Raw genomic sequence first — 25,332 nt, 5'->3', positions numbered from 1 at the left:
TCCGCTCACTGCATGGGCGCTGACGCCACCTTGCGTTGTCGCCTGTCCGTCCAGGTGCGGTCGTCCATCACGAGCCGGAAGCCGAGGTGCGACATGCTGCTGTACGGGTCGGTCCCGCGCCGGGCGCTGGGGCGGTAGCTCAGGCAATAGTCCTCGTTGCACAGGAACGAGCCGCCGCGCGTCACGCGCCGGGGCGCGTTGGCGGGCACGCCGGGGTCGTCCGGGTCCCAGGCGTCGGACGGCCCGCGCGGGTCCTGCTGCAGGCCTCCCGACGCGGCCACGCGCCGGAACTGGTCGGCGCGATACCAGTCGGCGACCCATTGCCACGCATTGCCGGTCATGTCGGGCAGCCCGTAGCCGTTGGGCGGGAACGTGCCGACCGGGCTGGTGCCAAGCGCGCCGCCGGCCTTCGGGCTGAGCACCGGGAACGGCTGCGCCTGCTGGCCCTGCCACACATTCGCCATCTGCTTTCCCTGCGGGGCGAACCGGTCGCCCCAGGCGTAGGTGGCCTGCTCCAGCCCGCCGCGTGCGGCGAACTCCCATTCGGCCTCGGTGGGCAGGCGCTTGCCGGCCCATCCGGCGTAGGCCTGGACGTCCTCCCAGGACACCTGCACGACGGGGTGTTCTTCCCTGCCGTCGATGGAACTGCCCGGGCCGTCGGGATGCCGCCAGTCGGCACCGGGCACGTAGCGCCACCATTGCGAGAAATCCTGCAATGGCACCGGCCCCGGCGTGCCGACGAAGACCATGCCGCCGGGCACGAGGGCGCTGTCGGGCGGGCGGGACGTGCCGGGCGGGAGTTGCACCTTCAGCGTCTCCCATTCCGGCGGGCGTTCGGCGGTGGTCACGTAGCCGGTCGCCTCCACGAACTGGCGGAACTCGGCGTTGGTCACGTGGTGCCGGTCCATCCAGAAGCCGTGCACCCGCACCTTGTGGGCCGGTTTTTCGTTGGGCTGCGCGAGCTTGCTGTCGCTGCCCATCAGGAACTCGCCGCCGGGAATGTGGACCATGCCGGCAGGCCCGGTCACGCCGTCGCCGATCGGGATCGGCTGGCCGGCGGGCCTTGCGGCGCTGGCGTGCCACCACGCATAGCCGCCGCCCGTGGCGGCCAGGGCGGCCACCACGAGCACCTGCATGGCCCGCCGGCGTTGCCGGCGCGGCGCGGAGACTGCTGTCACTGCCATGCCTGCCTCTATTCCTTCACTTCTTTCACGGGGGCCGGCTGCGCCTGCTGCTTCCTGAGTTGCGCCTGCTGGTTCAGGAAGTCCTGCACCATGTTCGAGCGGTCGAACGACTTGGCGGGCTACACCGGGGAATACTCGGCCAGCGTGCGCAGGTGGGCGGCAATAGTCTCGCCCAGCGGGCCCGCCATCCACGCGGCCTTCTGCACGAGATGGCCGTAGGAGTCCTTGCTGTCGTAGCTTTCGAACGGATCGCTGCGCAGGTTGAACAGCATCGTGATCGTGCGCGGTTGCAGGTTGGCGTAGTAGTCCTCCTTCTGCGAGAAGTGGAACTTCCACGGCCCCATGCGCACGGCCGCCAGCTTGCTTTCGTAGTAGTACAGGACGTCCTTGCGCGCGCTTTCGGACGACTTGCCGGTCCAGTAGTCGAGGTTGTCGAGGCCGTCGATGTATTGCCTCTTCTCGCGCAGCATGCGCGCATTCACGTCCGGCACGCCCGCGATGGCGGCGAAGGTGGTGAACATGTCCTGGTGCGCCTGGATGCCGTTCAGCACCTGCCCCGGCTTGACCACGCCCGGCCAGCGCAGCATGGAGATCACGCGCACGCCGCCCTCGTAGGTGGTCATCTTCTCGCCGCGGAAGGGCGTGGTGGCGCCATGCGGCCACGACGCATGCTCGGGGCCGTTGTCGGTGGAGTACCAGACCACGGTGTTCCTGTCGAGGCCGCTCTTCTTCAGGTAGTCGAGCACGAGGCCGATGTCGTGGTCGTGCTGCATCATGCCGCCGCCGTGCAGGTCATCCTCGTGGGTGTACTTCGCCGCCGCGTAGCGCCACTTGTCGTTCAGGTGGGTGTACAGGTGCATGCGGCTGGTGTTGAGCCAGACGAAGAAGGGCTTGTCGGCTTTCTGCGAGCGGTCCATGAAGTCGATGGCCTTCGGGATGACCTCGGCGGCGTCGAAGTCCTCCATCCGCTTCATGGTGAGGGCGCCGGTGTCCTCGATGGTCTGCTTGCCGATGCGCCCGAAGCGCGGCATCTCGGTCGGGTCATCCTTGTCCGTGGCGAAGGTATGCAGCACGCCGCGCGGACCGAACTTGGCCGCGAACGCCCTGGGGCCGCCAGGGTAGTTCTCCGCGTAGGCCTTGTAGTCGTGGTACTCGGGCTGTTCCTCGATGTTCAGGTGGTAGAGGTTGCCGAAGAACTCGTCGAAGCCGTGCACGGTCGGCAGGTGCGGATTGAGATCGCCCATATGGGCCTTGCCGAAGTGGCCGGTGCGGTAGCCGGCCTGCTTCATCACGTCGGCCAGGCTGGGCGAGGCGGACTGCCAGCCGAGCTTGTCGCCGGGCTGGCCGACCGTGGTCATGCCCGAGCGGATCGGGTACTGGCCGGTGATGAACGCGGCGCGTCCCGCCGTGCAGGACGGCTGCGCGTACTGGTCGGTGAAGCGGATGCCTTCCTTGCCGATGCTGTCGATGTTCGGAGTGGTGTAGCCCATCACGCCCATGCCGTAGGCGCTGACGTTCTCCCAGCCGATGTCGTCGCCCCAGATGACGAGGATGTTCGGCTTCTGCGGGGCGGCCGACGCGGCTGGCCCGAGCACACACAGCGTGGCGGCCACCGCGAGCGCTTGCTTCCAATGCTTGATCATGTCTCTTCCAGTAGCCGGTCTGTTGCCGGCGTGTTATGGCTTGCGGCGCTTCAGCGCGGCGGCGCCCATCCGGTCGGCGCGCCAGATCGCGGTCTCGAGCCGGGCGGGGGTGAGGGGCGGACTGAGAATCTGGCTGGCCTGGCCGGCCAGCGTGAGATCGGCGATCTGCGCCACGGCGGCGGTGGCTTGGGTGGAGGGCAGGCCCAGTGCCGCCAGCGTGACCGGCAGGCCGACCGTGCAGAGCAGGTCGAGCAGTTCGTCGATCTCCGCCTGCGGACGTCCCTCGGCGACCAGTTGCACCAGCGCGCCGAAGGCCACCTGCTCGCCGTGCAGCACGCTGGCGAGGGCCGGAATGGCGCTGAAGCCGCGCGTCAGCCCGTGGGCCAGCGACAAGCCGCCGCCCTCGAACCCCACGCCGCTGAGCAGCACGGTGGCCTCGACCACGCGCTCCACGGCTTCGTCGGCCTGGTGTTCGAGCACGGCGCGGTACGCGGCGGGGCCGTGCTTCACCAGCGTGTCATAGGTGGCGGTTGCCAGCAGCAGGGCCGTGTCGAGCGGCGGCGTGCCGAAGACGTTGTTGCGTCCGGTCGCCTTGCATTGCCTGGCTTCGAACTTCTTGCTGATGGCGTCACCGATGCCGGCCGCGAAGAAGCGCGCGGGGGCCTGGGCGATGACTTGCGTATCGACGATGACCGCGGCCGGGTTCGACTTCAGGAACTCCGCGCCAGCCAGACGGTGGGCCTCGTCGTACAGCACGATCACGCGGCTGGTGGGGGCGTCGTTGGACGCGATGGTCGGGCAGACGGCGATCGGCACGTCCAGTGCCAGCGCCACGCCCTTGGCCGTGTCCAGCGCCTTGCCGCCGCCGAGGCCGACCACCACGTCATGGCTGCCTTTGCGCGAACGATCTGCCAGGGCGTCGATGGCAGACCGCGTGCATTCGCCGGGGAACAGGACGTGCCGCGCGGCAAGACCGGCCGCTTGCAGGCCGTCGGACACCACCGGCCAGATCTTGTCGGTGACGATGGCGTCGCACAGCACCAGCGGCCGTTTCCATCCCGACTTCGCCAGCAGTCCGCCCAGTTCCCGCAGGGCGCCGGGCCCCTGCACGTACTGGCCGGGGAAACCCATCATGCGCAACATCGAATCGCTCCGGAGGTCACTTGGCCGAGTACGACGGCGCGGCGGCCGCGATGTACTGCAGGCCGTTGTCCTGCTCCTGGACCGCGCGGTCGACCCAGTTCTTGATGAGGCCGGCGTCGGACAGGCCCAGGAAGGTGCCGTCCGGCATGTAGTTCACGTTGCAGCCGAAGAGCATGAAGATGACCTCGGTCGGGCCGCCGTCGGCGGGCGTGTTGAACTGGTGGATCGAACCGCCCGGCTCGAACAGGTAGCAGCCGTCGGTCTGCTTCTGGTCGGGGTATTCGGTGTAGTACCAGCAGCCGGAGATCGTGTACATGTGCACCGCGCCGGTGTGGAAGTGCAGGGGCAGCGTGAGGCCCGGCGCGAAGCGGGCACGCATCACCATCAGGCCGTTGTACGGGTCGAGGTAGAGCGGGAAGATGTCGGTGCCGGCGTGGCCGCCGAGGGACTTGAGGAAAGGGTGGGCGGTGGTGTCGACGGTCAGCAGGCGGTCCTGCTCGGTCTGGACGGCGGGAAGTGCCATGTGGGGTCTCCGTGGGTTTGTCGTTGTCGGAATGCGGTCAGTGGCAGGCGTAGCCGCCGTCGACCACCAGCTCGGTGCCGGTGACATAGGTGGAGTCGTCGCTCGCCAGGTACAGCACGGCGCCGGCCACTTCGTCGGGCGTGCCGCGCCGCTTCAGCGGGATCTCGCCGCCGATGCGCACGCGCGAGGCCATCACCTCGGCCTCGGTCAGGCGGCCGCCGGCATTGCTGCCGGCCAGCAGCGGGGTGTCGATATAGCCTGGATGCAGGCTGTTGACGCGGATGGCGTAGCCCTTCTCGGCGCAGTGCAGCGCCACCGACTTCGACAGGTAGCGCACGCCGGCCTTCGACGCGCTGTAGGCCAGCGCCACCGGCTCGCCGCAGATCGCGGTGATCGACGAGACATTGATGATCGAGCCGCCGGTCTCCTTCATCAGCGCAAGGCCATGCTTGCAGCCGAGGAAGACGCTCTTCAGGTTGATGCTCATGGTCCGGTCGAAGTCCTCGACCGTGCAGGTCTCGATGTTGTGCGAGATGGCGATGCCGGCATTGTTCACCAGCACGCCGAGCCGGCCATCGGTGGCGCGGATGCGGTCGAGCACGCGCAGCCAGTCGGCTTCGGCCGATACGTCGTGAGGCAGGAATGCCACGTCGAGCCCGGCCGCCTTCAGGTCCTGCTCGGCCTGCTTTCCGCCGGTTTCGTTGATGTCGGTGAACCAGACCTTCGCGCCTTCCCGGGCAAGGCGCCGGGTGAAGGCGAGGCCCATGCCGGAAGCGCCGCCGGTGACCAGCGCAATCTTGTTCTGCAATCGCATTTGAGGTTGTGTCTCCATCTTCCGGCTCGCGGTGTGGCCGGTTTCCATGTGGCGCCATCCTAAGTTGGCGCTGTCGCCCGCGTTATGGCATATTCGGACAGAAAATTGTCATTTCCGGACAGCCCGTTTTTCAGCCTCCTGACGCCATGCCGCAGTCCAGTCCGCAGTTCGGTAATTTCCCCCGGCACAACGGTCCGGGGGTGCAGTTGCTCGTCCAGTTCGGCCTCGACCATGGCCTGACGGGCGACCGCTGCCTGGCCGGCACGGGGATCGACTGGCAGCGCCTGTCGGACCCGGGGGCGGTGGTGGAGGCCCATCAGGAACTGCGGCTGATCCGCAACCTCGTGGCGGCGCTCGGCCATATACCGGGCATCGGCATCGACGCCGGGCGGCGGTACCGGGTAACGACTTACGGCATCTGGGGGTTTGCGCTGCTGAGTTGCGCCACGCTGCGCCACGCGGTGGCGATGGCGGTGCGGTATGTGGACCTCGCCTATCCGTTCCCGCGCATCCACTCGGAAGTGCAGGGGGATTCGATCGTGTCGACGCTCGACGACAGCAGCGTGCCGGAAGACGTGCGCACCTTCATCGTTGACCGGGGCTGCGCGACCATGGCGAGCATCGCGCGGGATCTCGTCCAGGCGGACCTGCCGGTGACGAGCGTGAGCCTGCGCATGGCCGAGCCGTCCGATGTGCGGCCCTATGAAGCCTTGTTTGGCATGACGCCCGAGTTCGGCGCCGCCGAGAACCGGATCGTCAAGGACGCGACCGGCTATCTCGACCGTCCGCTGCCCGGCGCGAGCGAGGACGTGGCACGCCAGTGCGAGGCGCAGTGCCAGGCGATCCTGGCCCAGCGCCGTGCGCGCGACGGGCTGGCCGGGCGCCTGCGCGACCGGCTGGTCGCCCGCCCCGGCCACCTGCCTGACATGGAGATGCTCGCCGATGAACTGCACATGACGTCGCGCACGCTGCGCCGCCGGCTGGCGGAGGAGGGCACCACGTTCCGCCAGTTGCAGGAGGAGGTCCGTGAAACCCTCGCCGACGAACTGCTGGCGACGGGCCTGACGCTGGAGCAGGTGGCGGAGGCGCTGGGGTATGGCGAAGTCTCCAACTTCATCCGCGCCTGCCGCCGGTGGAAGGGCGCGACGCCGCACCAGTACCGGCGCCAGCTTCGCGAGGGCCGGTAGGGCGCGTACGCCGCCGGCGTGAACGAGGCCGCCGCGGCCCCGCAGGCAGTCAGGCCGCCACGTCCGTGCCGATGGCGCCCGTGCCGCCCGCTTCCGCGCGGGATGCCGCCCGGCGCTTGATCCACAGCGCGACCGCCGGCACCATCACCGTCGCCATCACCACCGTGAAGAACATGCCAGAGCCGGCACTGGTCCGCAGCAGCATGCCGCCGACAATCGGCCCGAGGATGCCGCCGATCCGGCCCACCCCGTACATCCACGCCACGCCCGCCGAACGTCCGCTGGTCGGATAGAACATCGCGGCCAGCCCGCCCATCGAGAACATCGCGCCGTTCAGGCCGACACCCGCGAGGAAGATGAACAGCGGCAGCAGCACGGGATGCGAGGTCTGCTGGCCGATCATCCACACCGACACGCCGCCCACCACGAAGGCCAGCGCCACCACGCCGTTGCGCTCGAAGCGGTCCATCATCCAGCCCACGCCGAAGGCCCCCACGATGCCGCCGAGCGACAGCAGGCTGGTGGCCATCGTGGCCTGGCGCAGCGAGGCGCCGGCTTCCTGCACCAGCGTCGGCATCCAGCCCATCAGCAGGTAGTAGGCGAAGGTGCCGGCGAAGTAGGTCAGCCACAGCATCAGCGTGCCGGTGCGCAGGCGACTCGACAGCATGACCGCCATGCCAGATTTTCGGTCGGCGCCCTGTTCTTCCGAGAAGACGAAGCGCGCGCCGTCGAAGGCATGACCCGGAGCGATGCGGCGCAGCACGCTGGCGATCCGTTCGGCCGGCCATTCGCGCAGCACCATGAAGCGCAAGGGTTCGGGCATGGTGGCAAGCACGACCAGGGCGAGCACGATGGGCACCACCGCGCCCACCAGGAAGAGGCTCTTCCAGCCATAGGCGGGGATCAGCATGCCCGCCGTCATGGCGCAGGATGCCGCGCCGATCATGCCGCCGCAGGCCATGGTGTTGACTACGAGTGCGCTGCGTCGTGCCGGCGCGTATTCGTACACCAGCGTGGTGGCCCCCGGCACGGCCGCACCGATGCCGATGCCGGTCAGCAGGCGCCAGATGCCCAGAGCGAGGGGCGTGTCTGCCAGGGTGGTGCCGAGGCTGCACAGGCCGAACAGGATCATGGAAATCACCATGACCGTCTTTGGCGTGGTGCGGTCGTAGAGCGGTCCGGAAACCAGCGCTCCGATCGCCATGCCGAGGATCGATGCGCTCATCACCGGGCCGAACAGCTCCTTGCCGATGTGCCATTCCTGCATCAGTACCGGGACGACGAAGCCGACGGCGACGGCGTCGTAGGTATCGATGGCGATCATCAGGAAGCAGACCGCCAGGATGCCCCATTGGTATGGGGAAAAGCGCTGCTCGTCGATGAACCGCTTGACGTCGATGATTGGGGGTGTGCCTGCCATGTTGTCTCCTCCGTTGTGATGTGTCGTTGTATTGATGCTGCCTCCCGTGGCCCTACCGGGTCTGCGAGGTCTGTACCGCCGGCCGGTATAGCGAACGCTTCGGTGCGGCGAACACGCGCCGCACCATCGGCTCGAACACGCTGATCGGATAGGTCTGCGCGTCGGCGTCGAAGGCAGGGCTGTCGTAGCGTTCGATGAACTCGACGGTGCGGTCGTAGTGCGGATGCTCGCGGAAGCGGTCGCGAAGATTGCGGTCCAGTCCGACGTGATGGAAGAAGTTGTGTCCCTGGAAGATGCCGTGATGCCTGATGGTCCAGTGGTTGGCCTCAGACACGAACGGTTCGAGGATGGCGGCCGCGACGTCCGGATGGTTGCAGGAGCCGAGCGTGTCGCCGATGTCGTGGAGCAGGGCGCAGACGACGTACTCCTCGTCGCGGCCGTCCTTCAGGGCGAGAGTGGCGGTCTGCAGGCAATGGGTGTAGCGGTCGACGGGGAAGCCGCCGTAGTCGCCTTCCAGCAACCTGAGATGGGCGAGGATGCGGTCCGGCAGCCCGGCGCCGAAGCGCGCCGCTTCGGGGCGGATGATGGCCCAGTCCTCGGCCGTGCTGTCCTGCATGCGCCGGAACGTGGCGTGCTGCGTCATGGAGATCTCCCGTGGATACTCAGGTCATGCCTCGTGTCAACGAGTGCGACGATGTTGGCGCGAGGCGATTGCCCTCGCAACGCTCGGCGCGGGTGGGAAAGGGAAAACCATGGCGGGACTTATCGGAGGGGACTTAAGCGGATGGGGAGGCCGGCCAGCTTCTGCGATCGCAATGCTTCGCGGCAAAGGTTCAGGCCTCGCCGCAGTCGCTCCCCCCGGGCACGCTTGCCTCATACGTCCCGGGCGCGAACGGCGAATGGACGCAATTCATGAGCGCAAGCTACCGGCGCATACGCTGACGCGGGTTCCCTTGCCCCGCGGCGTTGGGGGTTTGAGCCCGATCCACCGGGACGCGGCCGAGAGCACGCCAGCCCATGGTTTGACTATCGTTATATAGGCATCTATATTGCGCTCCATGAACCATTCCCTGCTTCTGCTGGATGCATTCGCCGCGCATCCGGGCGATCCGGTATCGCGGGCCTTGTCCGGCGTGCTGGAAAGCGCCGCCGCGGGCTGCCTGCCGCGCTTTGCCCAGTGGCTGGGGCTGCCGCCGGGCGAATTCCGGGACATGCTCGACACCTGGTTTCCCGGTGCCGCTTCGGCCGGGTGGGAGCCCGACGCGCCGCCGGCGGACCTGGCCACGCTGCCGTGCGAGTTCGGTGACATCGTGGAAATGCTGTGGGACGGGCGCTCGCAAGGTGCCGGGGGCAGCCATGTCCGATGGGCCGCGCACGCGCTCGCGTGCGGCTGCTTCGGCCGCACCCACCTCTGGCAGGACATGGGCCTTTCAGGCCGCGACGATGTTTCGCGCTTGCTGCGGCAGACGTTCGAGCCCGTCTTTCTCGCCAACAACACGGACATGAAGTGGAAGAAGTTCTTCTACCATCGCGTCTGCGAACGGCTGGACCTGCATCCTTGTCCCGAGCCATCCTGCGATGGCTGCGACCAGTTCGCGCATTGCCACGGCGCCGAGATCCGCATGGCCGTGCCTGCCGTGGTGGCCGTGCTGCCGGTCGGCAAGGCGGTCTGAGCCGCCAGGGCATGCCAGGTGTATTTGCGCAGGTCTTCGGGAACCGGCGGCGGCATGCGCCGTAATGGGGGCTAATAGGGGTGGTGGTACGGGGTACACCGCGAGGGGATCATCTGGCACCGCGCCGGGACTGCGCGGGTCACTCCATCCAACGCGTTGCCGCCGCTTCATGGCGGGTGGCTGCCTCGGCGCCGGCTTGGCCGGGCGATGCCCCAGGCATCCAGCAGCGGCTGGAAGCTGGGGCCGCCTTCGGCGTCTCGCGCGGCTACGCGCCGCGCCGGGGGCAGGGCCCGGCCGGTCAGGCCGAACAGGCGCTCGGTCTGCGCAACGTCGTCATCCGCCGGCAGATGTTCGACCACGCCCATCTGGCGGGCGGATTTCAGTGCGCGTGTGAGTTCGGCAGCGGACAGGCGGCACGCGCTGGCAAGATGGTCGCGGCGCAGGGGGCCAGCATCCCGCAAGCAGGCGATCAGCGCGAGTACACATTCCCGGGTTGGTCGTTTCATGGTGGCTACGTCGGAAGAACTTGCCCCGCGGCCCGATCCTTCCCTGGCCACGCCGCATCGAACTACCCATTCTTCCGTAGCCCCAGCGCCTTGCCAATCGCATATCACAGTTGTTCACAATTGGCGCCCGGGTCTGGCGATGATCGCTGCCACGGCTTCCGTGGCTGCCGCGCTCAGGCCGCCGCGACCAGGACCGCCAACGGCTCGTCGCGCCGGGCGCGCATCTCGCGCACCAGCGCCTGCGGCGGCTTGCCAAGCGCGCGCAGGAACGCGCGGCGCATGCGCTCCTCGTCGCCAAAGCCGGTCAGTGCGGCCACGCGCGTGATGGACGACTCCCCCTTCTCGATCAGGGCGCGCGCGGCTTCGAGCCGCAGCTTCTCGATGGCCTTGGCCGGCGTCAGGCCCGTCTGCAGCTGGAAAGCCCGGCTGAAATGACGCGGGCTCCAATGCACATGCTCGGCGAGCTGGACGATCGATAGCGGCTCGCGCAGGTTCTCGCGCGCGAATGTGAGCGCTTCGCGAATCCGGTCGGAACTCGGCTCCAGCTCGGCGAGCGTGGAGAACTGCGACTGGCCGCCGGTACGCCGGTAGTGGATCACCATCTTGCGCGACACGCTCCTGGCCACGGATGCGCCCTGGTCGGCATCGAGCAGGGCGAGCGCAAGGTCGATGCAGGCGGTCATGCCCGCCGATGACCAGACCGGACCGTCCTGCACGAAAATTCGGTCTTCATCGACAGTGACGGACGGATGGCGCTTTTGCAGTTCGTGAGCCATGGCCCAGTGCGTGGTGACGCGCCTGCCTTCGAGCAATCCGGCTTCCGCAAGGATGAATGCGCCGGTGCAGATGCTTGCCACCCGTCGCGCACGTGGCGCCGCGCGCCGCAACTGCTGGATCAGTTCCGGGTCCGACGGCATCACCTCGGTCGCCCCGGCAACCATCAGCGTGTCATAGCGCCGCTTGCCGATCGGCTGGGTCTCGAATGCGACGCCCGAGGAACTCCTGATCAACCCGCCGCCATGCGATACCACCGCCACTTCGTAGGGCGCGGGTTGCCGGCCATGGTTGGCCAGCTCGAAGACGGTCAGGGCCGACAGGTCGAGCAACTGGAAGCCGGGGAATACGACGAGTCCGATACGTGCGCTCATGGTGTCCGGATCAGAGGTTTCATGCAAGTAGTGCCAGCCATTGTAAGCCCCCTCCGGACTTCGTGCAGATCGGGTTGTGTGTCTCTTTTTGATGGTTTTTGGTCATTTGAGACATTGCCTCCAGCGTCCAGAATGGAATCCGATCCTTTCAATGCACACAGGAGTTGAGCATGAAAACCACGACCCCGGGCAAGGCCCTTATCACCGGCGCATCTTCGGGCATTGGCGCCATCTATGCCGACCGGCTCGCACGGCGCGGCCACGACCTGATCCTGGTCGCGCGCAATGAACAACGGCTGTCGGAAGTCGCGCAGCGCATCCGCGAGACGACCGGGCGCAATGTCAGCATCGTCGCAGCCGATCTTGGCAAGCACGCCGATCTGGCGCGCGTGGAGGCAATCCTGCGCGCGGACAAGGACATCGACACGCTGGTGAACAATGCCGGGTTTGGTGCGGTTGCGCCGCTGCTGGAGGCGGATATCGAGCGCATGGAGCAGATGATCGGCCTCAACGTCACGGCGCTGACGCGCCTGGTCTATGCCGCGGCTCCGGGGTTCGTGGAGCGCGGGCGCGGCAATATCATCAATATCGCGTCGGTCGTGGCCATCAGTCCCGAGCTCCTCAATGGCGTCTACGGCGCGACCAAGGCCTACGTGCTGGCCCTGAGCCATTCGCTGCAGCACGAACTGTCCGGCAAGGGCGTGCGGGTGCAGGCCGTGCTGCCGGGCGCGACGGCGACGGAGTTCTGGGACATCGCCGGGTCGGCGCACGAGAACCTGCCCGCGGAATGGGTGATGCGCGCCGACGACATGGTCGATGCGGCGCTGGTGGGGTTCGACCAGGGCGAGGTGGTCACCATCCCGCCGCTGCAGGACGGCGGCGAGTGGACCGCCTACGAGGCTGCGCGGCAGGCCATGTCCGGCCACCTGACCCTCGCCACGCCAGCCGCGCGCTATCTGCAACCGGCCGGAACGCGGGCTTAGTGACGCGTGGGCGGATTGTCCTGGGACGCAGCGCCCTGCGGGAGCAGGGTGCCGTGCTTGCGCCAGAGGCGTTCCTGGGCGCGCTGCACATCGGCGGCGATCTCGTGCAGTTCGGCCAGACGCGCTTCGAGCGCGTCGGGGTAGATGTCGTTGGGGCTGAACCTCAGGCGGAAGGGCATGGTGTTGTCTGTCAAATTGGATAGATGTATCGGCTGCGCTGCCCGGCCTTGGCCATCGTCCCGCCAGGGGATCTGACGCGCACGCCTCGTTGGTTCCAGTATGGACAGCGCACGGGGGCCGCGCGCCAGGCTATCGTTGGCCTGTTGACCTGGCTCAACGCAATCGGCGCAATGACGTGTTGCGCATGCCTGGTCCTGCCGCGCGGCATCCCATTTCCGTTGCCCTCTGACACCGTTGTAGGACGAATGCGGACTGCCCGCACGGTTTGCTGCTTGCTACGCTCAACTTACCGGTCAGAGCCCTTCATTTCCGTTGCGGGGCATCCCCGCCTCCACACGAAGCAAGGAGAATCGTCATGAGAAAGCTGTGCGCACTATTCGCCCTCGCCGGCATGCTGGTGATTACGGGCTGCAACACCATCCACGGTGCCGGCAAGGACATCGAACGCGGTGGCGAGAAGGTGCAGGGAGCCGCGGACGAAACCAAGCAGAAGATGTAAGCCCGCAGGTCGGCAGGCCATCAGCCCAGGGGCCCTTTGCGGGCCCCTGGCCATTTGTGGAGCCAAGGCTGGATAAGCGACGGACGGATCACGGTGCCGTGGTTGCCTCGGCTGCCTCCGGCGCGTGGTCGGCGCGATGGCGGCGCCAGCTTGCCGGCGGCAGGCCGAATTCGCGCTTGAAAGCCCGGCAGAATGCCGCTTCGGAGTCATAACCGGCGATGCCGGCGACTTCGCCGATGGACTGGCTGCCATTGCGCAAGGCCGTGGCCGCGATGCGCAGCCGCCAGTGCGCCAGGTACTGCATCGGCGGCTGGCCAAGCAGGTCGGTGAAGCGCTGGGCCAGCGCCGAGCGCGACAGGCCCACGCTGCCGGCCAGTTCGTCGACTGTCCACGGATACGCCGGGCGCGCGTGCATGCGCGACAGCGCGCGGCCGACATAGCGGTCGCGCAGCGCCGCCAGCCAGCCGCGTTCGCTTTCCGGCATGCCGTCGATGCAACGCCGCACGGCCTGCACGAACAGCAGTTCCGACAGCTTCGCCAGGACCGTGGCACTGCCGGCCCTGGGCTCCGCAGCTTCCGAAGTGGCAAACGCGAGGGCGGATAACAGCCACGCAGATTCCACGCCGCCGTCCAGACCTACCTTGAACAGCCGGGGCAAGGACGAGAGCAGCGGGTTGCCGAACATGTCGTCGAAGGCAAGGAAGCCGCACACCATGCGCGTGGGGGTGCCTGCCCCGCCATAGGACAGCCGCATGACCTCGCCCGGACTGCTCTCGATCATCCCGGCGATCAATGGCCCGGCCGGGATCGGGCACAGGTGGAGATCGCTGCCGAGCACATGGGCTTCGCCTTGCGGCACGACCAGCAGTTCGCCGGCATCGACGCGCAACCCCGGCCCGTCGCCATCGACCAGGCGGGCCCAGCAACTGCCTTCGGTGATGAGGTGGTAGGACACGACCGGGCCCGTGCCAGGCAGGAAGGCGGCACGCAGGCTGCTGTCGGCTTCGGAGATCACGCACCACGGCGCCTTGAATTCGCCGTTGAGAAAGACGGCGCCGCTCAGTTGCACCGCGCGCAGGAGATCGGACAGGGCATCCATGGTCACTCCTTTCGCAAATCCGGCGTCTCGCGCAAGAAAGCCGGAGGGCTGGTCAAGGAAGCGGGCTGGCCGGGCTCCGATACTAGCACCGTGCCTGTCGCCAAACAACGGCGCGGGGACCCCCGGCAATTCCGCAGGAGACCTATGCCATGGAAACGATCACCGCCCCCGATGCCAGCGCAGGTGCGCAGTCTGACTGGCTCGCGCTTGCCGCTTCGCTCGGCCGCACCTTCGACGAGCGCGCGCCGGCCATCGACGCCCGCGACGCCTTCGTCAGCGCCAATTACGACGATCTCAGGGCGCAACGTTTCCTGGCCGCTGCGGTGCCGCAGGAGTTTGGCGGTGCTGGCCTCTCTCATCAGGAGTTGGGACAGGTGCTGCGCGAGCTCGGCAAGTATTGCGGCTCGACCGCACTGGCCTTTGCCATGCACACGCATCCGGTGGCCACCGCGGCCTGGCGCTGGCGCAACCAGAAGGCGCCGGTGGAAGGGCTGCTCAAGCGCGTGGGCGGCGAGCAGATCGTGGTGCTCGGCAGCGGCGGCTCCGACTGGCTGCACGGCAGTGGCACGGCGACGCGCGTGGACGGCGGCTTCCGCATTGACGCGCACAAGGTGTTCGCCAGCGGTGCGCCGGTGGCGGACCTGTTCATGACCTGCGCCGTCCATGATGATCCGCAGGCCGGCCCTACCGTGCTGCATTTCCCGCTGCCGATGAAGACACCGGGCGTGCGCATCGTGCCGACGTGGCGCGCGATGGGCATGCGCGGCACGGGCTCGCACGACGTGGTGCTGGAGAACGTGGTGGTGCCGGACAGCTCCATTGCCGCGCGGCGCCCGCAAGGCGTGTGGCACCCGATGATGCATACCGTGGCGATGATCGCCTTGCCGCTGATCTATTCGGTCTACGTCGGCATTGCCGAGTCCGCGCGCGATATCGCGCTGCAGCTGGCGAAGCAGCGCCGCATCACGCCGCATGCTGTCGAGCTGGCCGGCCGCATCGGCAACGAATGGGATGTCGCGCGCCTGGCGCTGGACGACATGTTCGCCGCGGCGGCCAGCCAGGCTCCGGGTGCCGTGACCACGAACCGGGTCATGTGCGGACGCGCGCTGGCGGCGCGCGCGGTGCTGGCGACTGCCGACCTGGCCATGGAGCTGGCCGGCGGCGCGGGCTTCTATCGCGACGCCGGGCTGGAACGGCGCTTCCGCGATGCCCAGGGCGCGCGCTTCCACCCGCTGCAGGCGGGTGCGCAACACGAGTACGCGGGCCGCATGGCCCTTGGCCTCGATATCGATGCGCCGCCCGGAGACGTGCGGCCGGCTGTGCAATGATGCCCGCGCTCGCGCCGCTGCCGTATGCCACCGAGGCCAGCAACGACAGCGGCCAGGAAGACGAGGACGACGCCGGCCATGGCGCAGACGCAGCGCACCCGGTGCGCCGTGCCCTGCGCCGTGCGCTCGGGCAGTTCGCCACCGACGTGGCGGTGGTGACGGCAACCGGGTCCGATGGCCGGCCCGTTGGCGTCACCATCAATTCGCTGGCCTCGGTGTCGCTGTCGCCGCCGCTGCTGCTCTGGAGCCTGGCGCTCGGCTCCGGCAGCCTGGCCGCGTTCCGCGCCGCGCCTTGCTACGCGGTCAACGTACTGGCGCACACGCAGCAGGCCTTGTGCGAACGGTTTGCCACCAGCGGCATCGATCGCTTCCAGGGTGTTTCGCTGGCGCCCGGGCCGTGCGGCACGGCGCTGATCGACCACGCGCTGGCCTGCTTTGTGTGCCGCCCGCGCAGCGCGCGCAAGGTGGGCGACCATGTCCTGTTCATTGCGGAGATCGTGTCGTACCGCGTGAACCGGGGTGAGCCACTGGTGTTTCATGCCGGCGGCTTTGCGGGAATCAGCGCTGCTTGCCCGCGATGACCAGCGCGATGCCGCCGAGTACGGCGGCAGCGCTGACGGCCAGCCGCAAGGACATGGCCTCGCCGAGCAGCGCCAGGCCGCCTGCCGCCGCGATCACCGGCACGCTCAGCTGGACCGTCGCGGCGGTGGCGGCCCTCAGCTGTGGCACGACCGCATACCAGACCACGTAGCCCAGTCCGGAGGTCAGTGCGCCGGACACGAGCGCGCACGCCAGCCCGGCGCCATCCAGGCTGCGCTGCGCGTGCATCAGCAACGCCAGCGCAAGCGCCGGCGGCACGGCGCGCGCGAAGTTGCCGGCGGTGGTGGCAACGGCATCGGCCGCTCCCCGGCCGCGCAGCGAATAGATGCCCCAGGCGATGCCAGCCACGATCATCAGCAGCGAAGAGCCCGGCGGCGGTGCGGCCAGCCCTGGCAGCACCAGCCACGCCAGCCCGCCAAGCGCCAGGGCCAGTCCCAGCCATTGCCATGCGCGCAGCCGCTCGCCGACGTACAGGCCGTAGCCGGTCATGGTGGCCTGCACGGCGCCGAACAGCAGCAGCGCGCCAGTACCGGCGGAGAGGTGGAGGTAGGCGTACGAGAACGCGGCCGCGTACGCGAACAGCGCCAGCGCCGACGGCCAGCTGCCGCCGCCCGCCAGCCGGCGCGGGCCCTGGCGGACCAGCAGGATCAGCCACAAGGCCGCCGCCGCGCTGGCCACCCGGGCCAGCGTGAAGCTTGCCGCGTCGATCGCCGTGCCCTTGAGCGCGAGCCGGCACAGGATCGAATTGCCGGCAAAGGCCAGCATGGTCACGGCCGTCAGCAGGGCGACGCGCGCGTGCGGCATGGCCCGCGCCGCGGCGGCCGGCTCAGCCTGCATGCGCGTCGTCAAGCGAGAACGAGGAGAGGTGTTCGATGGCCCGCACCAGCGCGGCATGGTCCCAGCCCGCGCCACCCATGCCGACGCAGACGTTGAACAGCTGCTGGCACGACGCCGTGGACGGCAGCCCGACACCCAGCGCGCGCGCCGTGGACAGCGCGAGTTCCAGGTCCTTCTGGTGCAGGGCGATACGGAAGCCCGGGTCGAACTTGCGCTGCAGCATGCGTTCGCCGTGCACTTCCAGGATGCGCGAGCTGGCAAAGCCGCCCATCAGTGCTTCGCGCACCCGCGCCGGGTCCGCGCCGGCGCGCGCGGCCAGCACGAGCGCTTCGCTGACGGCCTCGATGGTGAGGGCGACGATCACCTGGTTCGCGACCTTCGCCACCTGGCCGTCGCCCGCCTTGCCGACCCGCGTGATGTTCTTGCCCATCAGCTGCAGCAGCGGCAGCACGCGGTCGAAGGCCTGCTGGCGCCCGCCCGCCATGATCGACAGGGTGGCGGCGCGCGCGCCCACCTCGCCGCCGGACACCGGGGCATCGACATAGTCGGCGCCGAGCGCTTCGACCTTGTGGGCGAATTCGCGCGTGGCGATCGGTGAAATCGAACTCATGTCGACCACGGTCGCACCGCGCGACAGGCCGGCAGCCACGCCGTGCTCCCCGAACAGCACGCGTTCCACGTCGGGGGTGTCGGGCAGCATCAGGATCACGATCTCCGACCGGCGCGCGACCTCGGTGCCGTTGGCACAGGCTTGCATGCCGGCATCCTGCAGTGCCTGCGGCACGCCGCTGCGGCTGTGCGCGAATATCGTGTGGCCGCCCTGCAGCAGGTGCTGGGCCATGGGCGTACCCATCACGCCCAGGCCGATGAAGCCGATCTTGCTCATGTTCTTGTCCGGTGGGTTGCAATGGCCCGGCGGCGCGGCCCGCGCCGCACGCAGCGTCGTGATTGATGATAGTCACTGCGTGGCCACCGCAAGCAGCCGGATCAGCGGGCGGCGCCAGCCGGTGCCGCAAGGATGGCGCGGATGCGCGCCAGGTACTGGTCGCCAACCGCGCTGTGGGTGCGCGCCGTTTCCCGGGCAAACTCGCGGCGCGTGGGCGGCCGGATGCCCAGGCTGCGGCAGATGGTGGACAGGTAAGGCTTGCGTGCGCCGGCCAGCCGGCCCGCCGCGGACTGGAGCGCGGCATCGCCCATGCGCGCGCGCAGCCAGGCGAGCACCTGGCGGTCATAGTCGTTTTGAACGCGGATCAGATGTTCCATGGGGCCTCCTTGCACTGTTCATCCATACAGTTACTGTAAATATATACAGTAATCCGCGGTGTGCAAGGAGAACGTGCGCTGGCCCTGCAAGCTCGCCAGTTCGCCCTTGATTTTGCGTGCTACCGGAGCACAGCCACCGAGGCAGAAGTGCCGGCGGCGACTGTGCCTTCCGTGGACTCAGAACACGTGACGGATGCCGGCCATCACGCCGACCATGTTCTTCTGGCCCGGCGCCGAGGCGTAGTTGAACAGGTAGCCGGTGAACGGGCCGTCGTTGGCGAGGCTGCCGTTGTGTGCCCACGCCGTGGTCAGGTAGACGTCGGTCCGCTTGCTGAACGCGTAGTCCGCCACCAGGCTCACTTGCTGCGGGTTCGCCGGATTGGTCGACGCGGCGGTGTTGGTCAGGGCCAGTTGCTTGATGTTCGTGTAGAAGTAAGCGAGCTGGACATCGAAAGCCGGGGTGAAACGATAGCTCACGCCGCCGAACCAGTAGTCGTCGCGCATGCCGGTGTTGCCGTTTGCGTAGGTCTGGTCGCCCCAGCGATAGCCGGCGACGAACTTCCACGGACCGGTGGTATAGCTGCCGGCCGCGGCAAGCTTGCGCACCTTCCCGGGGTTGCCGACGGTCACGGCGGGATGCCACTCGTCGTAGCCGATGCCGAGGCCGATGTTCTCGCCCAGATAGGTCGCCGACGCGCCCCAGGCCGTGTTGTCCTTCCAGGCCCCCGGCGTTTCGCCGAGGCCGCCGCCGTAGAGAATGCCGCCGCCGCTGAGCGACGACAACGCGGTCCCGGCGCCAAAGGAGTAATGGGCCGCGACAGACAGCGCCCCGAAGGTACCCGTGTACTTGACGGTATTGGCGGGCCGGTAGTTCACGCCAAGCCACCACACCCCCGGCTCGTAGGCGGGCGCGGCGCGGGTCGGGGAAAAGTTCAGCATGCCCTCGGCGAGGCTCGAGTACTGCTTGCCGAAGCCGATCTTGCCGTACTCGTTGGCCAACGCGACGTATGCCTGCCGGTTGAAGATTCCGGTATTGCCAGCGAACGCGCCCGTATCGGGCGTGAACTGGCTTTCCAGTAAGAAAGAAGCCTTCAGGCCGCCGCCGAGGTCTTCCACGCCGCGCAGGCCCCAACGCGAGGCCGACAGCCCGCCGTTGCCGTTCATGGCGACCCGCGGGCCAGCGGGAGCAACGCCGCTCAGGGCGTTCGTCGGCGACAGGGCGCTCGGAGCGGAGGCGACCCGGTTGACGTATTCGATACCCGTATCAATCACCCCATACAACGTCACACTGGTCTGGGCATTCGCCGCCCCTGCCACTGCGCCGAGTGTCGCAAGGGCGATAAGCGATTTCTTCATGCTCGGAAGTCTCCTTTTTTCCTTTGGTCTGTAGCTGTCAACGCAGGCTTGTGCCTGTCTTGGGCTGGCCATGCGAAAACGCTGGCGGCGCTGCCCGTCAGCCAGGCTGCCAGCGCGCTTTGACAGTAGAGATGGCGCTGTGGCGCCTCGCCTATCAAAAAGGGAGGGGGGAGGGGCGGGGTGCACCATGGCGCCGGTCCGCGCCGCCTCGAAACGGCTGTGCGTAGCCAAGTGCGTGTCCCTGGCATACGGGATCGCGCACGCCTGAGGGATTTCACCAGTGTGTTACCCGAACACAACAATGGGAGGCGCACGGGCCCCGCACACGGCTTCCCCTTCCTGAAGGAGGGGGGCATGGCGTGCAGTGGCCGGGCTACCTTTCAACCTGCGCACAGCAGGACGGTGGCAGCGCAGAGCGAGAAGGCCACCGGCAATGTTCATCTGAATCCGTTGGCCCGCGAGTCGGCTGGCGATGGTTCGACTGCGGGAGCCCACCCATGTATCGCCCTGATTCCGAACACATCGGCCAGCCGGCCGCAAGGCTGCACTATCCATGCGGCGACGCACCCGCGCCCGGGCAGGCTTTCGAGATCGCACCGGGTGTCCTGTGGATGCGCCTGCCGTTGCCCAATGTGCTCAGGCACATCAATGTCTGGGCCATCGAAGACGGCGAGGGCTGGGCGATCGTCGATACCGGCGTGCTGTCGCCGGAGACGGTGCAGGCCTGGGAAGCCCTGCTCGCCGGGCCGCTCGGCGGGCGGCCGGTCACGCGCGTGTTCGTCACGCACCAGCATCCCGACCATGTCGGCATGGCAGGCTGGCTGACGGAGCGTTTCGGGTGCCGCCTCTGGATGACGCAGCTGGAATACCTGCACAGCCTGGCCATGGTCGCCGAGGTCGGGCAGGACGTTCCGCCGGAAGGCCTTGCCTTCTATCGTCGCGCCGGCTGGGACGAAGCCGCGCTGACCGGCTACAGGAACCGCTTCGGCCGTGCGGGCAGGATGATCTCGCGCCTGCCGCGCAGCTTTCGTCGCATCGAGGATGGCGCGGTCGTGCGCATCGGCGCCCACGACTGGCGGGTGCTGATCGGGCAGGGCCATACGCCCGAGCATGCGTGCCTGTACTCGCCGGACCTGCACGTGATGATTGCCGGCGACCAGGTCCTGCCGCGCATCTCGTCCAATGTATCGGTGCATCCGATGGAACCCGATGCCAATCCGCTCGCCGGCTGGGAGGCATCGCTCGCGCGTATCCGCCGCGTGGTCCCCGCCGATGTGCTGGTGCTGCCGGCACACAATGAACCGTTCGAGGGTCTCCATGCACGCATCGACCGCCTGGAGCAGGCGCTGTGGCGGGGCGTGGCGCAGCTGCGCGAGGCACTGAGAGAGCCGCGCCGCGTCATCGACCTGTTCGCGGTGCTGTTCGCGATTCCGGTGTCGGGCGACGATGCCCTGCAGTACGCGCTCGCCACGGGCGAGTCCATCGCGCATCTGAACTACCTGGACGCACTGGGCGAGCTCGACGTGCGCGTCGACGACGCCGGCATGGCCTGGTACCACGCCAGCCGGTCCGGCGCGACTGCCTGAGCCCGGTGCCAGGCGACGCAAATCAGGTGGGCAGCATGAAGCAGGAAGCCGGCATTGCGAACCAGGGGGCCGCGGCATCTGGCGCCGACGGCGACGAACCGCACCCGGCGCAGGCGCTGCGGCAATGGCGCGACACCCTGCTGCGGTGCCTTGACCGGCCGGCGCCGGATGCGTCGATCGATGACCGGCATGGCTTGCTGCTCGAGCTGGCCCGTTGCGCATTGGCGCTGCGCGAGACCGGACCCGACGCGACGCCGGACGGCGTCCGCCACCCTCCATTCCCGGGAGGGGCGTGGCCGGCGCCCGCGCCCTATGCTGGACCGGGCGATCGGTTCACGCCGGAATTCTCCGTGGAATGCGCGACAGCCCCGACGCATACCGCAACCGTACGACACGACACCAGACAAACACCGCCATGGCAGACATCAATACCGCACTCTTTACCGAACAGCAGATCCTGATCAACGATTCGGCCCGCCGGCTGGCGGCCGAGGTGATCGCTCCCACGGCAGCGGCACGCGACCGGGCCTCGGCGTGGCCGCGTGACGAGCTGAAGGTGCTGGGCGAGCTCGGTTTCCTGGGCATGCTGGTTCCGGAAGCCTACGGCGGCAGCGGCTCGGGGCTGCTGGAATTCTGCCTGGCACAGCACCAGTTCGCTTCGGTCGACGCCGGCCTGGCCACGATCGTGCACGTCCACAATTTTGTCGCCGCGACCATCGCGGCGCATGGCACCGAAGCGCAGAAGCAGCGCTACCTGCCCGCCATGGCGAGCGGCGAGTCCATCGGGGCCTTCCTGCTGAGCGAGCCGCACGCCGGCTCCGACACCGCGGCGCTGCGCGCCACCGGCGTGCGCGACGGCGACCACTACGTGCTGAACGGCGCCAAGCAGTTCATCTCGAATGGCAGCGAGGCCGGTGTCGGCATCGCCTTCGTACTGACGGACAAGGCCGCGGGCAAGAAGGGCGCGAGCACCATCCTCGTCGACCCGCAGCAGCCCGGCTACGTGGTCACCCGTATCGAGGAGAAGCTGGGCCAGCACACCGCGCATACCGCGCAAATCGCGCTGGAAAACTACCGTGCTCCCGTGGGTGACCTGCTGGGCGCGGAAGGACAGGGCTACCGGACCGTGATGAGTTCGCTGTCCGATGGCCGCATCGGCATCGCCTTCATTGCCGCGGGCGCGGCGCGTGCCGCGCTGGAAGCCGCAATCGCCTATGCCTCCGAGCGCGAAGCCTATGGCGCACCGATCAACCAGCTGCAAGGCGTTGCATTCGATCTGGCCGATATGTCGACGCGCGTCGAGACCGCCTTCCAGTACTGCCTGCACGCCGCGCGGCTGGCGGATGCCGGTATCGACTGCGCGCGTGAAGCGGCGATGGCCAAGATGTACGCGAGCGATATCGCCGAAGCGGTCTGCTCCGATGCCCTGCAGATCCATGGCGGCTATGGCTACCTCACCGACTTCCCCGTGGAGCGCTACCTGCGCGACGTGCGCGTGACCCGCATCTATGAGGGCACGAGCCATATCCAGAAGCTCATCATCTCGCGCAGCCTGGCCTGACCGGTCCGCTGGAGGCATGCATCTTGAACGTGTTTCGCTTTCAGACCGTTCCGACCCTGGTGGTCGAATATGGCGTGGCGCGCCGCCTCGGCGCGCTGTTGCCTGATCAGTATCCGGCAAGCCGACGCACTGGCGATCCACCAGGCCGCGTGCTGAGCGTGTCCTGATCCCCAGCAGCCATGACCCGGGAGGCCTTCGTGCCTGCCGGGCCCTTTTGTCCTGGGGCTACGCGCGAGCGGCCGTGGCAGTCCACACTGCGAACGGCTCATGGGCCGGATGGCGGCGCACCCAGTGGGTGGGGCATGCGGTGCACCGGAACCAGCGGCCACCGGCGCGCAGAGGTGCCGAGCTGGCTGGAGGGGCTGTCCGGAGTGCGACATGGGGCCCGCGCCGGCGGGCATCGCGATGCAGCTCCCGGCATGCGCCGCACATCGAGTCCAGGTCAGGCCGGGCGTGTCCCGCCGGCCCGCGGTCCGTCGCATCGGCGTTCATGACATCGTGCCTCGCGCCCTGCCAGCGGCGCGCCGTGGTCCAGTAGAGCGCGCGCAGGGCCGCGTCGTCGGTCATGCCGACATCGCGCTCCCCGTACTGCAGATGCCGCAGGCTCAGCGCGCCGACTTCCGCCGCGCTGGCAATCCGGATCAGGCGCTGCTTTCCCTGGCTGAACACAATCCAATGGTCATACAGCCGTGCCAGGCAATCGGCGAAGTCGCCTTCGCCGCGCCGCGCACTGGCGCGGGCCAGCCGCTTGGCATGGCGGCTAGTTTCTCGCACCTGCGCGAGCAGCGCGCTGATGCGCGGCTGGAGCCGGCCGACAGAAGCGGGTCCGGTGTCTGACATGGCGGCCATGGCGATCGTTGCGGGCCGGCGCATCAAGCCGCGGTGCCGCGGCATGCCGGCACTGCGAGCGGCAGCAGGGCCTCGCGCAGTGCCGGCGGCAGGGCAAGCGGCCGCCGCGTGTCCCGGTCGACGCTGACATGGAGGTTGAAGTAGTCCTGGCAGGGGCTGTGGGTGTCGGATGACATCGGGATGGCAATGTGGAAAAAAGACTCCGGCACGAAGCCGGAGAGCCAAACAACGCGGAGATCAAGCGCGAAGCCTTTGATTGCTGGCTGCCCGGCGCACCTCGCCTCCCCCGAAGTCCGTGCGGCCGGATGCCAGTCTTTTCAGGAGACCTGCCTGGGCTGGTCGGCCCAGTATTTCTCGCGCACACGCCGGCGCAGCACCTTGCCGACCGCGCTGACGGGTAGTGCCTCGACCACGGCGATCGTCTTGGGTGCCTTGAAGCGGCCCAGCGTGTCCTTGACATGTTCGATCAGCACCTCCGTCTCGACCGTGGCGCCGGGCCGCAGCACCACTTCCGCGTGCACCGCCTCGCCCCACTTGTCGTGCGGAACACCGACCACCGCCGACATGAAGACGGCCGGATGGGCATTGAGAGAAGCCTCGACCTCGACCGCGTACACGTTGAAGCCACCGCTGATGATCATGTCCTTCTTGCGGTCGACGATGAACACGTAGCCGGCCTCGTCGACATAGCCGAGGTCGCCGGATTTCCAGAAGCCGTCAGAGAACTCCGACGCCGTGCCTTCCGGGTTGCCGTAGTAGCCGCTGATGGTGCCGCGTCCGCGCAGCCAGATCTCGCCCGTGGCGCCGCGCGCGACGTCGTTGCCGGCTTCGTCGACGATGCGCATCTCGATGCCGATGGTGGGCCGGCCGGCGGAAGCGAGCCTTCCGGTCTCAATCGCCGTCAGGTGGTCGGACTGGGTCAGCGTGCAGACCGCCTGCGCGCATTCGGTCGCGCCATAGAGCTGGAAGAAGATGTTGCCGAAGCGCTGCTGTGCCTGTCCCAGCTTGGATGGGCTCATCGGCGCGGCGCCGTAGTAGAGGGTGCGCAGGCTGGAAAGGTCGTATCCGGTGGCTTCGGGCAGGTCCAGCAGCAGGTTCACCAGGGTCGGCACCATCAGCGTGGTGGTGACCTTCTCCGCTTCGACGTTGCGGCACCAGGCCTTCAGGTCGGCCGCGTTCTGCGTCAGCGTGCAGCCGCCGCGAAACAGGGTCGGCAGGAACGACAGGCCCGAGCCGTGGCTGACCGGCGCGATATGCAGGTAGCGCGTCTCGCGGTTCAGCGCCACGCTCTGCTCGGCATCGGCATACATGGTGTCGCGCGCGGCGAGCCAGTTGTCGATGGTGTACTGCGCGCACTTGCTGCGGCCGGTCGTGCCGCCGGTGAAGCGGTAGATCAGGATGTCCGACTGCGTGTCCGACTGGACCCCCGGCTCCGTGTCCGGGATGCCGTCGAGCAAGTCCCGGAAGTGATGTACGCCCTCGCGCGGCGCCGCGGGCTCGTCCATGCACACCACGGTGACGCCGCGCTCGCGCAGCATGTCGGCGTAGCGGTCCAGCAGTGGCGTCTCGATGAAGACAACCTTGGGGCGGATGAACTCGACCTGCCACCGGTGTTCGTCGAAGGCGTCGCGGATATTGGTGTGCGCCACCGCCACATCGCCCTTGAAGGCCGTCCAGGCGTGCAGCAGCGAGAGGTTGTCGTTCTCCAGGATGCAGAGCGCGACATCGCCGCGATGCAGGCCCAGGCGGGTGCGCATCATGTTGGCGATGCGGTTGGTCAGCCGGTGCAGTTCGCGGAAGGTGTAGCGCCGGTTGCGCTCGATGTTGACCAGCGCCTCCTGGTCGGCAAACTGTGCGGCAAGCTGCCCCATGACGCGGGCGAAGTCCATTTTCATCGCTGTCTCCGTGGCTTCTTTTTTCGTGTGCTGGCGAAGCAGTGTAGGAGTGCGG

General features: G+C 68.1%; 28 protein-coding genes. 10 read left to right on the top strand and 18 right to left on the bottom strand.

Features of this window, described 5'->3' with window-relative positions; translation table 11 throughout:
* Positions 1–5 precede the first annotated feature (5 nt).
* The 5 genes from KHO22_RS22275 to KHO22_RS22255 form a co-directional block, all read right to left on the bottom strand.
* The gene (locus tag KHO22_RS22275; protein WP_211949341.1) at positions 6–1,184 is read right to left on the bottom strand and encodes a formylglycine-generating enzyme family protein; all 1,179 of its coding nucleotides are present in this window, start codon (positions 1,182–1,184) and stop codon (positions 6–8) included.
* A gap of 119 nt (positions 1,185–1,303) precedes the next feature.
* Positions 1,304–2,827: an arylsulfatase gene (locus KHO22_RS22270; protein WP_230426963.1), complete on the bottom strand. Its 1,524-nt coding sequence runs from the start codon at positions 2,825–2,827 to the stop codon at positions 1,304–1,306.
* Between the two features lie 33 nt (positions 2,828–2,860).
* On the bottom strand, positions 2,861–3,970 hold the full coding sequence (locus tag KHO22_RS22265) for a glycerol dehydrogenase (protein WP_211949340.1): 1,110 nt from the start codon (positions 3,968–3,970) through the stop codon (positions 2,861–2,863).
* A gap of 16 nt (positions 3,971–3,986) precedes the next feature.
* Positions 3,987–4,493 (bottom strand): 2,4'-dihydroxyacetophenone dioxygenase family protein, encoded by a 507-nt coding sequence (locus KHO22_RS22260; RefSeq protein WP_211949339.1) that lies wholly within the window; start codon positions 4,491–4,493, stop codon positions 3,987–3,989.
* 37 nt (positions 4,494–4,530) lie between these two features.
* Complete coding sequence (locus KHO22_RS22255; protein ID WP_211949338.1) at positions 4,531–5,307, bottom strand: glucose 1-dehydrogenase; 777 nt, start codon at positions 5,305–5,307, stop codon at positions 4,531–4,533.
* 146 nt (positions 5,308–5,453) lie between these two features.
* Between KHO22_RS22255 and KHO22_RS22250 the strand changes: the two genes are divergently transcribed.
* On the top strand, positions 5,454–6,494 hold the full coding sequence (locus KHO22_RS22250) for an AraC family transcriptional regulator (protein ID WP_211949337.1): 1,041 nt from the start codon (positions 5,454–5,456) through the stop codon (positions 6,492–6,494).
* A 49-nt stretch (positions 6,495–6,543) separates the two neighbouring features.
* Here KHO22_RS22250 and KHO22_RS22245 read toward each other — a convergent pair whose 3' ends face one another.
* Entirely contained in the window at positions 6,544–7,914 is a 1,371-nt protein-coding gene (locus tag KHO22_RS22245) for an MFS transporter (protein ID WP_211949336.1), read from the bottom strand.
* 52 nt (positions 7,915–7,966) lie between these two features.
* Positions 7,967–8,557, bottom strand: coding sequence for an HD domain-containing protein (locus KHO22_RS22240; RefSeq protein WP_211949335.1), 591 nt, complete (start codon positions 8,555–8,557; stop codon positions 7,967–7,969).
* 415 nt (positions 8,558–8,972) lie between these two features.
* Here KHO22_RS22240 and KHO22_RS22235 point away from each other — a divergent pair, with 415 nt between their 5' ends.
* A complete protein-coding gene (locus KHO22_RS22235; RefSeq protein ID WP_211949334.1) occupies positions 8,973–9,587 on the top strand; it encodes a nitrogen fixation protein NifQ in 615 nt (204 codons plus the stop codon).
* Positions 9,588–9,754: 167 nt separating this feature from the next.
* Here KHO22_RS22235 and KHO22_RS22230 read toward each other — a convergent pair whose 3' ends face one another.
* Both KHO22_RS22230 and KHO22_RS22225 read right to left on the bottom strand, forming a co-directional pair.
* Entirely contained in the window at positions 9,755–10,093 is a 339-nt protein-coding gene (locus KHO22_RS22230; RefSeq protein WP_211949333.1) for a hypothetical protein, read from the bottom strand.
* Positions 10,094–10,266: 173 nt separating this feature from the next.
* On the bottom strand, positions 10,267–11,241 hold the full coding sequence (locus KHO22_RS22225) for a GlxA family transcriptional regulator (protein ID WP_211949332.1): 975 nt from the start codon (positions 11,239–11,241) through the stop codon (positions 10,267–10,269).
* Between the two features lie 170 nt (positions 11,242–11,411).
* Here KHO22_RS22225 and KHO22_RS22220 point away from each other — a divergent pair, with 170 nt between their 5' ends.
* Complete coding sequence (locus KHO22_RS22220; RefSeq protein WP_211949331.1) at positions 11,412–12,224, top strand: SDR family NAD(P)-dependent oxidoreductase; 813 nt, start codon at positions 11,412–11,414, stop codon at positions 12,222–12,224.
* On the opposite strand, the gene KHO22_RS22215 is transcribed toward KHO22_RS22220, so the two are convergent.
* Positions 12,221–12,403, bottom strand: coding sequence for a hypothetical protein (locus KHO22_RS22215; RefSeq protein WP_211949330.1), 183 nt, complete (start codon positions 12,401–12,403; stop codon positions 12,221–12,223). The genes KHO22_RS22220 and KHO22_RS22215 overlap by 4 nt on opposite strands.
* A gap of 356 nt (positions 12,404–12,759) precedes the next feature.
* On the opposite strand from KHO22_RS22215, the gene KHO22_RS22210 reads away from it, so the two are divergent.
* Positions 12,760–12,903, top strand: a complete 144-nt coding sequence (locus KHO22_RS22210) for an entericidin A/B family lipoprotein (protein WP_211949329.1) — start codon at positions 12,760–12,762, stop codon at positions 12,901–12,903.
* An 88-nt stretch (positions 12,904–12,991) separates the two neighbouring features.
* On the opposite strand, the gene KHO22_RS22205 is transcribed toward KHO22_RS22210, so the two are convergent.
* A complete protein-coding gene (locus tag KHO22_RS22205; protein WP_211949328.1) occupies positions 12,992–14,002 on the bottom strand; it encodes an AraC family transcriptional regulator in 1,011 nt (336 codons plus the stop codon).
* A 149-nt stretch (positions 14,003–14,151) separates the two neighbouring features.
* Between KHO22_RS22205 and KHO22_RS22200 the strand changes: the two genes are divergently transcribed.
* Positions 14,152–15,330, top strand: coding sequence for an acyl-CoA dehydrogenase family protein (locus KHO22_RS22200; RefSeq protein WP_211949327.1), 1,179 nt, complete (start codon positions 14,152–14,154; stop codon positions 15,328–15,330).
* The gene (locus KHO22_RS22195; RefSeq protein ID WP_211949326.1) at positions 15,327–15,911 is read left to right on the top strand and encodes a flavin reductase family protein; all 585 of its coding nucleotides are present in this window, start codon (positions 15,327–15,329) and stop codon (positions 15,909–15,911) included. The genes KHO22_RS22200 and KHO22_RS22195 overlap by 4 nt, the downstream gene beginning before the upstream one ends.
* On the opposite strand, the gene KHO22_RS22190 is transcribed toward KHO22_RS22195, so the two are convergent.
* The 4 genes from KHO22_RS22190 to KHO22_RS22175 form a co-directional block, all read right to left on the bottom strand.
* Positions 15,889–16,734, bottom strand: a complete 846-nt coding sequence (locus tag KHO22_RS22190; protein ID WP_211949402.1) for an EamA family transporter — start codon at positions 16,732–16,734, stop codon at positions 15,889–15,891. The genes KHO22_RS22195 and KHO22_RS22190 overlap by 23 nt on opposite strands.
* A 22-nt stretch (positions 16,735–16,756) precedes the next feature.
* On the bottom strand, positions 16,757–17,653 hold the full coding sequence (locus KHO22_RS22185) for a 2-hydroxy-3-oxopropionate reductase (protein WP_211949325.1): 897 nt from the start codon (positions 17,651–17,653) through the stop codon (positions 16,757–16,759).
* Between the two features lie 101 nt (positions 17,654–17,754).
* The gene (locus KHO22_RS22180) at positions 17,755–18,030 is read right to left on the bottom strand and encodes a CppA family protein (RefSeq protein ID WP_211949324.1); all 276 of its coding nucleotides are present in this window, start codon (positions 18,028–18,030) and stop codon (positions 17,755–17,757) included.
* A 177-nt stretch (positions 18,031–18,207) separates the two neighbouring features.
* The gene (locus tag KHO22_RS22175) at positions 18,208–19,386 is read right to left on the bottom strand and encodes a porin (RefSeq protein ID WP_211949323.1); all 1,179 of its coding nucleotides are present in this window, start codon (positions 19,384–19,386) and stop codon (positions 18,208–18,210) included.
* 497 nt (positions 19,387–19,883) lie between these two features.
* Here KHO22_RS22175 and KHO22_RS22170 point away from each other — a divergent pair, with 497 nt between their 5' ends.
* From KHO22_RS22170 to KHO22_RS22155, 4 genes are read left to right on the top strand one after another with little or no spacing between them, the layout of a single operon-like run.
* On the top strand, positions 19,884–20,972 hold the full coding sequence (locus KHO22_RS22170; protein ID WP_211949322.1) for an MBL fold metallo-hydrolase: 1,089 nt from the start codon (positions 19,884–19,886) through the stop codon (positions 20,970–20,972).
* 35 nt (positions 20,973–21,007) lie between these two features.
* Positions 21,008–21,433, top strand: a complete 426-nt coding sequence (locus KHO22_RS22165) for a hypothetical protein (RefSeq protein WP_211949321.1) — start codon at positions 21,008–21,010, stop codon at positions 21,431–21,433.
* Positions 21,388–22,533: an acyl-CoA dehydrogenase family protein gene (locus KHO22_RS22160; protein WP_211949320.1), complete on the top strand. Its 1,146-nt coding sequence runs from the start codon at positions 21,388–21,390 to the stop codon at positions 22,531–22,533. Before KHO22_RS22165 ends, KHO22_RS22160 begins: the two co-directional genes overlap by 46 nt.
* 23 nt (positions 22,534–22,556) lie before the next feature.
* Positions 22,557–22,700: a hypothetical protein gene (locus KHO22_RS22155; protein ID WP_211949410.1), complete on the top strand. Its 144-nt coding sequence runs from the start codon at positions 22,557–22,559 to the stop codon at positions 22,698–22,700.
* A gap of 58 nt (positions 22,701–22,758) precedes the next feature.
* Here KHO22_RS22155 and KHO22_RS22150 read toward each other — a convergent pair whose 3' ends face one another.
* The 3 genes from KHO22_RS22150 to KHO22_RS22140 all read right to left on the bottom strand — a co-directional run bounded on the left by KHO22_RS22150 (position 22,759) and on the right by KHO22_RS22140 (position 25,277).
* The gene (locus tag KHO22_RS22150) at positions 22,759–23,427 is read right to left on the bottom strand and encodes a hypothetical protein (protein ID WP_211949319.1); all 669 of its coding nucleotides are present in this window, start codon (positions 23,425–23,427) and stop codon (positions 22,759–22,761) included.
* Complete coding sequence (locus tag KHO22_RS22145; protein WP_211949409.1) at positions 23,406–23,558, bottom strand: acyl-CoA thioesterase family protein; 153 nt, start codon at positions 23,556–23,558, stop codon at positions 23,406–23,408. Before KHO22_RS22145 ends, KHO22_RS22150 begins: the two co-directional genes overlap by 22 nt.
* 141 nt (positions 23,559–23,699) lie before the next feature.
* Positions 23,700–25,277 (bottom strand): class I adenylate-forming enzyme family protein, encoded by a 1,578-nt coding sequence (locus KHO22_RS22140; protein WP_211949318.1) that lies wholly within the window; start codon positions 25,275–25,277, stop codon positions 23,700–23,702.
* Positions 25,278–25,332 lie beyond the last annotated feature (55 nt).

The organism is Cupriavidus yeoncheonensis, assembly GCF_905397275.1.
Classification (GTDB): domain Bacteria; phylum Pseudomonadota; class Gammaproteobacteria; order Burkholderiales; family Burkholderiaceae; genus Cupriavidus; species Cupriavidus yeoncheonensis.
Note: the sequence above shows the minus strand (reverse complement) of the source record. Positions and strands in the feature narration are given on the sequence as shown.

Bases quoted from the DNA above. Each gene is read 5' to 3' on its own strand.
- KHO22_RS22275 (WP_211949341.1), bottom strand. From the start codon at position 1,184: ATGGCAGTGACAGCAGTCTCCGCGCCGCGCCGGCAACGCCGGCGGGCC.
- KHO22_RS22270 (WP_230426963.1), bottom strand. From the start codon at position 2,827: ATGATCAAGCATTGGAAGCAAGCGCTCGCGGTGGCCGCCACGCTGTGT.
- KHO22_RS22265 (WP_211949340.1), bottom strand. From the start codon at position 3,970: ATGTTGCGCATGATGGGTTTCCCCGGCCAGTACGTGCAGGGGCCCGGC.
- KHO22_RS22260 (WP_211949339.1), bottom strand. From the start codon at position 4,493: ATGGCACTTCCCGCCGTCCAGACCGAGCAGGACCGCCTGCTGACCGTC.
- KHO22_RS22255 (WP_211949338.1), bottom strand. From the start codon at position 5,307: ATGCGATTGCAGAACAAGATTGCGCTGGTCACCGGCGGCGCTTCCGGC.
- KHO22_RS22250 (WP_211949337.1), top strand. From the start codon at position 5,454: ATGCCGCAGTCCAGTCCGCAGTTCGGTAATTTCCCCCGGCACAACGGT.
- KHO22_RS22245 (WP_211949336.1), bottom strand. From the start codon at position 7,914: ATGGCAGGCACACCCCCAATCATCGACGTCAAGCGGTTCATCGACGAG.
- KHO22_RS22240 (WP_211949335.1), bottom strand. From the start codon at position 8,557: ATGACGCAGCACGCCACGTTCCGGCGCATGCAGGACAGCACGGCCGAG.
- KHO22_RS22235 (WP_211949334.1), top strand. From the start codon at position 8,973: ATGAACCATTCCCTGCTTCTGCTGGATGCATTCGCCGCGCATCCGGGC.
- KHO22_RS22230 (WP_211949333.1), bottom strand. From the start codon at position 10,093: ATGAAACGACCAACCCGGGAATGTGTACTCGCGCTGATCGCCTGCTTG.
- KHO22_RS22225 (WP_211949332.1), bottom strand. From the start codon at position 11,241: ATGAGCGCACGTATCGGACTCGTCGTATTCCCCGGCTTCCAGTTGCTC.
- KHO22_RS22220 (WP_211949331.1), top strand. From the start codon at position 11,412: ATGAAAACCACGACCCCGGGCAAGGCCCTTATCACCGGCGCATCTTCG.
- KHO22_RS22215 (WP_211949330.1), bottom strand. From the start codon at position 12,403: ATGCCCTTCCGCCTGAGGTTCAGCCCCAACGACATCTACCCCGACGCG.
- KHO22_RS22210 (WP_211949329.1), top strand. From the start codon at position 12,760: ATGAGAAAGCTGTGCGCACTATTCGCCCTCGCCGGCATGCTGGTGATT.
- KHO22_RS22205 (WP_211949328.1), bottom strand. From the start codon at position 14,002: ATGGATGCCCTGTCCGATCTCCTGCGCGCGGTGCAACTGAGCGGCGCC.
- KHO22_RS22200 (WP_211949327.1), top strand. From the start codon at position 14,152: ATGGAAACGATCACCGCCCCCGATGCCAGCGCAGGTGCGCAGTCTGAC.
- KHO22_RS22195 (WP_211949326.1), top strand. From the start codon at position 15,327: ATGATGCCCGCGCTCGCGCCGCTGCCGTATGCCACCGAGGCCAGCAAC.
- KHO22_RS22190 (WP_211949402.1), bottom strand. From the start codon at position 16,734: ATGCCGCACGCGCGCGTCGCCCTGCTGACGGCCGTGACCATGCTGGCC.
- KHO22_RS22185 (WP_211949325.1), bottom strand. From the start codon at position 17,653: ATGAGCAAGATCGGCTTCATCGGCCTGGGCGTGATGGGTACGCCCATG.
- KHO22_RS22180 (WP_211949324.1), bottom strand. From the start codon at position 18,030: ATGGAACATCTGATCCGCGTTCAAAACGACTATGACCGCCAGGTGCTC.
- KHO22_RS22175 (WP_211949323.1), bottom strand. From the start codon at position 19,386: ATGAAGAAATCGCTTATCGCCCTTGCGACACTCGGCGCAGTGGCAGGG.
- KHO22_RS22170 (WP_211949322.1), top strand. From the start codon at position 19,884: ATGTATCGCCCTGATTCCGAACACATCGGCCAGCCGGCCGCAAGGCTG.
- KHO22_RS22165 (WP_211949321.1), top strand. From the start codon at position 21,008: ATGAAGCAGGAAGCCGGCATTGCGAACCAGGGGGCCGCGGCATCTGGC.
- KHO22_RS22160 (WP_211949320.1), top strand. From the start codon at position 21,388: ATGGCAGACATCAATACCGCACTCTTTACCGAACAGCAGATCCTGATC.
- KHO22_RS22150 (WP_211949319.1), bottom strand. From the start codon at position 23,427: ATGCCGCGGCACCGCGGCTTGATGCGCCGGCCCGCAACGATCGCCATG.
- KHO22_RS22145 (WP_211949409.1), bottom strand. From the start codon at position 23,558: ATGTCATCCGACACCCACAGCCCCTGCCAGGACTACTTCAACCTCCAT.
- KHO22_RS22140 (WP_211949318.1), bottom strand. From the start codon at position 25,277: ATGAAAATGGACTTCGCCCGCGTCATGGGGCAGCTTGCCGCACAGTTT.